At 68.5% G+C, this 4,692-nt stretch carries 4 protein-coding genes and 2 pseudogenes; 4 read left to right on the top strand and 2 right to left on the bottom strand.

Annotated elements, in window-relative coordinates; genetic code table 11:
- A pseudogene (locus CLM62_RS09220) lies at positions 1-233 on the top strand (transcriptional regulator); the annotation flags it as partial.
- 375 nt (positions 234-608) lie between these two features.
- On the opposite strand, the gene CLM62_RS09215 reads toward CLM62_RS09220, so the two are convergent.
- Entirely contained in the window at positions 609-1,076 is a 468-nt protein-coding gene (locus CLM62_RS09215; protein WP_095749364.1) for a helix-turn-helix domain-containing protein, read from the bottom strand.
- Positions 1,077-1,169: 93 nt separating this feature from the next.
- On the opposite strand from CLM62_RS09215, the gene CLM62_RS09210 reads away from it, so the two are divergent.
- Both CLM62_RS09210 and CLM62_RS09200 read left to right on the top strand, forming a co-directional pair.
- Positions 1,170-1,664: a PaaI family thioesterase gene (locus CLM62_RS09210; RefSeq protein ID WP_095749363.1), complete on the top strand. Its 495-nt coding sequence runs from the start codon at positions 1,170-1,172 to the stop codon at positions 1,662-1,664.
- 746 nt (positions 1,665-2,410) lie between these two features.
- Positions 2,411-3,001, top strand: a complete 591-nt coding sequence (locus CLM62_RS09200) for a TetR/AcrR family transcriptional regulator (RefSeq protein WP_095749362.1) — start codon at positions 2,411-2,413, stop codon at positions 2,999-3,001.
- Positions 3,002-3,195: 194 nt separating this feature from the next.
- On the opposite strand, the pseudogene CLM62_RS09195 reads toward CLM62_RS09200, so the two are convergent.
- Positions 3,196-3,435: pseudogene (locus tag CLM62_RS09195) on the bottom strand (response regulator transcription factor); the annotation flags it as partial.
- Positions 3,436-3,682: 247 nt separating this feature from the next.
- On the opposite strand from CLM62_RS09195, the gene CLM62_RS09190 reads away from it, so the two are divergent.
- The coding region (locus CLM62_RS09190; RefSeq protein ID WP_179382020.1) for an ATP-binding protein at positions 3,683-4,692 on the top strand (1,010 nt) is incomplete at its 3' end.

The raw sequence follows: 4,692 nt of genomic DNA, 5'->3' as shown, positions 1-4,692 counted from the left end.
CGAAGTACGTGATCACGCCCAAGGGTGTGGATCTCGTCCCGGCGGTGATGGGGCTCCTGCAGTGGGGCGACCCTTACCGCGCCGACCCGGAGGGCCCGGCCGTATTGGCGCGGCACCGCGGATGCGGTGCGCACGTCGACGCGCAGATCCACTGCGAACGGGGCCACGCCGTGCAGGCGGAAGACATCGAGAGCGCCCCCGGCCCCGCATTTCGGATGAGGCCCGCCGGGTGAGCTGAGCGCGGTTGCGTCAGGTGCTCGTGGTGGCTCAGTCAGCCGGTGGGTTCAGGCCGTCGGGGGGTGGCCGCTCCGCCTGGCTGCGGGCTTGGTGGGGGCGGACCTCGGTGCGGTTGTCGCAGCGGGACATGGGGCGCCAGCGACGTTGTGGGCGGGGAGCGTCCAGGAGGCGCGGGACGGCCTTCGCACGGGAACGCGAGGACAGGACGCCGGGGACGGCGAAGGCGCTCAAGACTGCGACCGGAGCGCCCATCGATTTCGGTTCGGCGGTGCACCGAAGTCGATCATGCCCTGGGGACAACGGGCGGCGGATTACACGGCACTCGGCTGATGCCCCATCGCAGGCTGGCCCGCGACCGCGAGGTCGATGGCTCACGATCGGAGGCGGGCGCCTGTTCCCAGCCGGGCGGTGACGTCACGGGGGGTGAGGGTGGAGTGTTCCGTGGAACATTCCACTACGACGCGGACCGGGCCGTCGCACTCGGTGTGGCGGACGTCCAGTACGGGGCCCTCGGAGTCGAGGGTGTATGCCTCGCCCCACTGGGTCAGTGCCATGAGGACGGGCCACAGGTCCCAGCCCTTGCGGGTCAGGCGGTATTCGTTGCGGGAACGGGTGCCGGGCTCTTGGTAGGGGACGGTCTTGAGGATGCCGGCCGTGGTCAGCTTGCGGAGGCGGTTGCTGAGGACGGCTTCCGAGAGGCCGATGTGGCGGTGGAAGTCGTCGAAGCGGCGGACTCCGTTGACTGCGTCCCGCAGAATCAGCAGCGTCCATTTCTCCCCGATCACGTCGAGCGTGCGCTGTACGGGGCAGTTCTCCGTGCTCGCCTCAAGCCACTCCATCCAGCCATTGTAGGGTCCTGGCTTCGTCATTGACAGTCAGGTGAGACGGAAGCTAGCTTCATTTGCAAAAGTCAGATAGGAAGGCGTTCGATCGTGGGACGGACACGTACGTATCAATGGGAAGATCCCGCGATCCTGGCGGAGGTCGCCGGACGCATGGCCGGCATCGACTTCCTGCGCGCGTTGCAGGCGGGGCGACTGCCGGGGCCGCCCATCAACCACACCATCGACTTCACCCTGGACGAGGTCGAACCCGGCAGGGCGGTCTTCTCCCTGACGCCGGGGGAGGAGCATTACAACCCGATCGGCAGCGTGCATGGCGGCATCTTCGCCACCCTGCTCGACTCGGCGGCGGGCTGCGCCGTCCAGTCCACCCTCCCGCAGGGCGTGGGGTACACCTCACTCGACCTGACGGTGAAGTTCCTGCGGCGGATCACCGTGGACACGGGACCGGTGCGCGCCATCGGTACGGTCGTCAGCAAGGGCCGCCAAACCGCCTTGGCGCAGGCCCAGTTGGTCGACGCGAAGGACCGTCTGCTCGCCCACGCCACCAGCAGCTGCATGCTCTTCCCGGTGCCCGCCTCTTGAGTGTGACTCCGCGGGCAGGGCCCTCGGCCCGTGGGGGCAGCCGGGAGAGCAGGGGTGCATCGATATTTCACTCGGCAGCGGCCCATTGCCCCTTGGTGACTCGTCGGTTGTGAGGCTGGTGTGTGTCGCAGCCATGCCTGGGCGCCCGGGGAGACACTTCCCACGGGCGCCTGGCGCTGTGCTCGGGCGGCTTGGACGGGGTTGTCGGTGTAGGCGGCAGCGCCGCCGCCGTAGAAAATGTTGGGGGGTGTTGAGGTGGGCGTTGGCGCGTACGCGCTCCATGAGGTCGGGGGTGGCGAGCGCCATCGAGCCCACGGTGCTGACGTCGGCCGGGCCGTCCTCGATGTCCTTGGCGCGATGTCCGTGCCGGCCCGGTTGAGGAGCAGCGTGTTCGGCGTTCCAGCGGCGATTGTGAGCGGGGGAGCGCTCCAAGAGGGGCAGAGCGCGCGCCCCGCTCTCCAGACGCCGGCGTTCTGGGTGATGAGCGGCAGTGCGCCTGTGGGGTGGCCGGCAAGGCTCATGGTGACGGCCGACGCCGTTAGCCTCGCCGACGAGGGCGAGTCCAGGCGCTGCGTCCGTGGCTGCCCTCATGGTGAAAGCCCGTCGACCCTGCCGCAGAGGGCGGCAGGTGACGAGGTGGCCGACCGTCGCCGCTGGCGACCCTTTGGATTACGTTCGCAATACCATAGACTGGGGAAGTCGGTGAAGGGCAACCGGCCCTTCCGGCCCGCGAAGGAGCGTGTGCTGTGGTGCGGTACGGAAAAGAGCACAAGGCGGAGACGAGGCGGCGGATCATCGAGACGGCGGGCCGCCGGTTCAAGCAAGACGGTATCGACGGCTCCGGGGTCTCGACGCTCATGAAGGACGCGGGGCTGACCAACGGGGCCTTCTACGCCCACTTCGAATCCAAAGACGACCTCGTCACCACGGCAATCGCCGACCAGTTGAAGGCGCAGGCCGAGAGTGTCGTCGCGCAGGCCGCACCCGGCCGTGCCGGACTCGAGCAGATTGTGCGGGGGTACCTGTCGCCCCAGCACCGTGACAGCCTTGGCGACGGCTGCCCCAACGCCGCTCTGCTCGACGAGATCGGGCGCTGCACCGACATGACCAGGCAGGCGTACACCGACGGCGTGCTGGTCCTCATCGACGGCATTGCCGCCCGCATGGCGCCCGAAGCCCCGAACTCCGCACGCGTGAAGGCGCTCAGCCTCCTCGGCCTGATGGCCGGGACGCTGCAGCTTTCCCGCGCCTTGACCGACACTCAACTCGCCCATGAGCTCCTCGATCAGGGGATAAACAACGCCCTCGCCCTGCTCGACGCCGGGCAGCACATCTGACGCACCACACCCCCAGCCCCAGGCTGTGGCTCCCGGGGGGACAGGCCGACGCCGGCAGGTTCTCCTTCGACTCAGCCGGTGTCATCGGGGATCACCTCCTGCGCCGCCAAAGCTGCTGAACGACCCGCATGCGGGTCTTCGCGCTCATGATCATCGAAGGGCTCGGCTGCCTCCTGCTGCCTAGGCGGCGCCTCAACCAGGACGCGGGAGCGGCCTTCGGACTCGATGATGCGGCGGGTGGCCTCGATGCCGTCCATGCCGGGCATCCGTACGTCCATGAGTACGACGTCGGGGCGCAGTGCGGCGGCTTTGCGGACCGCCTCGGTGCCGTGGGCGGCTTCGCCCACCACGGTCAGACCGGGGTGTTGTTCCAGAAGCATCCGGAAGCCGAAGCGCTGCAGGACGTGGTCGTCGACGATGAGAACGGTGGTCATGCCGAGTCTCCGTGTGGGCGGTGGTGGGGATGGTGGGGAACGGCATGGCGGAGTTTGCTGATGTCTCCGGTGGTCGGGCCGACGGCGTGGCGCAGTTTTGCGAATGCGCAGATCACGTTTGCGACGCTACCGATGAAGGGATGGCAGCGGATCCGTCACCGTATCGGTCATGGAACTGTCAAATCTGGTTGAACGCGGGCAGCGCGAGTGGCTCGGGGCGACCGCAGCCCTTTAAGCTTTCAAGCAAATGGACCTTTACGGACGGTGCCAGGAGCAGGCAGCCCTTGACCGGATCCTTGACGGTGCTCGGCAAGGCGACGGGGCAACGCTGGTGCTGTGGGGGGACCCCGGCATCGGCAAGACCGCCCTGCTGGAATATGTAGCAGAGTCCGCGGCTGCGGACTTCACTGTCTTGCGATGTGCGGGCACTCGTCTTGAGTCGGGGCTGACGTTCGCCGCTCTGCATGAATTGTTGTGGCCGGTGACGGAGCGGATCAGTACGCTCCTGCAGTCGCAGGCCAACGCCTTGAACGGGGCGCTCGGTACCAGCAGCGACGTGGCGGACCGGTTCCTGATCGGCGTGGCCGTAGTGACGCTCGTCGGCGAGCTGGCCGAGGAACGGCCGCTGCTCATCATCGCCGACGACGCTCAGTGGCTGGACGAGCCATCCGCGCAGTGCCTGGCCTTCGTCGCGCGCCGGCTGCGCGACGAGCCCGTGGTCATGCTCCTCACCGGACACGACGACCCCGTCGACGGCCCCTGGGAGAAACTGGCGGCCATGGAGGTCCGGGAGCTGGGCGACGAGGACGCCCGGCTCCTCGCCCGTTCCGTCGCTCCCCACGCGGACGAGTCAGTGATCCGCCGCACGATCCACGCGGCAGCCGGAAATCCCCTCGCACTCCAGGAATTGCCCACGTCCGTGGCGGCCGGCGACATCTCGACGCACCCTCTTGCCGATGAGCAGGTCGCCGTCGGGCCCCGGCTGCGCCGTGCCTTCCGCGCCCGGATCGAGAGGTTGTCCGCGCCCGCCCGTACCGCGCTCCTCCTCGCCGCCGCCGATGACCGCAGCGACCGGAACACCATGTGCCAGGCCGGTGATGTGCTCGGCCTCGACGCGGTCGCGTGGGACGAGGCGCTGCACTCGGGCCTGCTCACCGAGCGCTCGGACGGGCGGATCCGCTTCCGCCACCAGCTGATGGCGGCGGTGGTCTACGAGGAGGCGCCGCCCGCGAACCGCCAGGCCGTTCATCATGCGCT

It is taken from the genome of Streptomyces sp. SA15 (assembly GCF_002291145.1).
Classification (GTDB): domain Bacteria; phylum Actinomycetota; class Actinomycetes; order Streptomycetales; family Streptomycetaceae; genus Streptomyces.
This window is presented reverse-complemented; position numbering and strand designations above follow the sequence as displayed.

Bases quoted from the DNA above. Each gene is read 5' to 3' on its own strand.
- CLM62_RS09215 (WP_095749364.1), bottom strand. From the start codon at position 1,076: ATGGAGTGGCTTGAGGCGAGCACGGAGAACTGCCCCGTACAGCGCACG.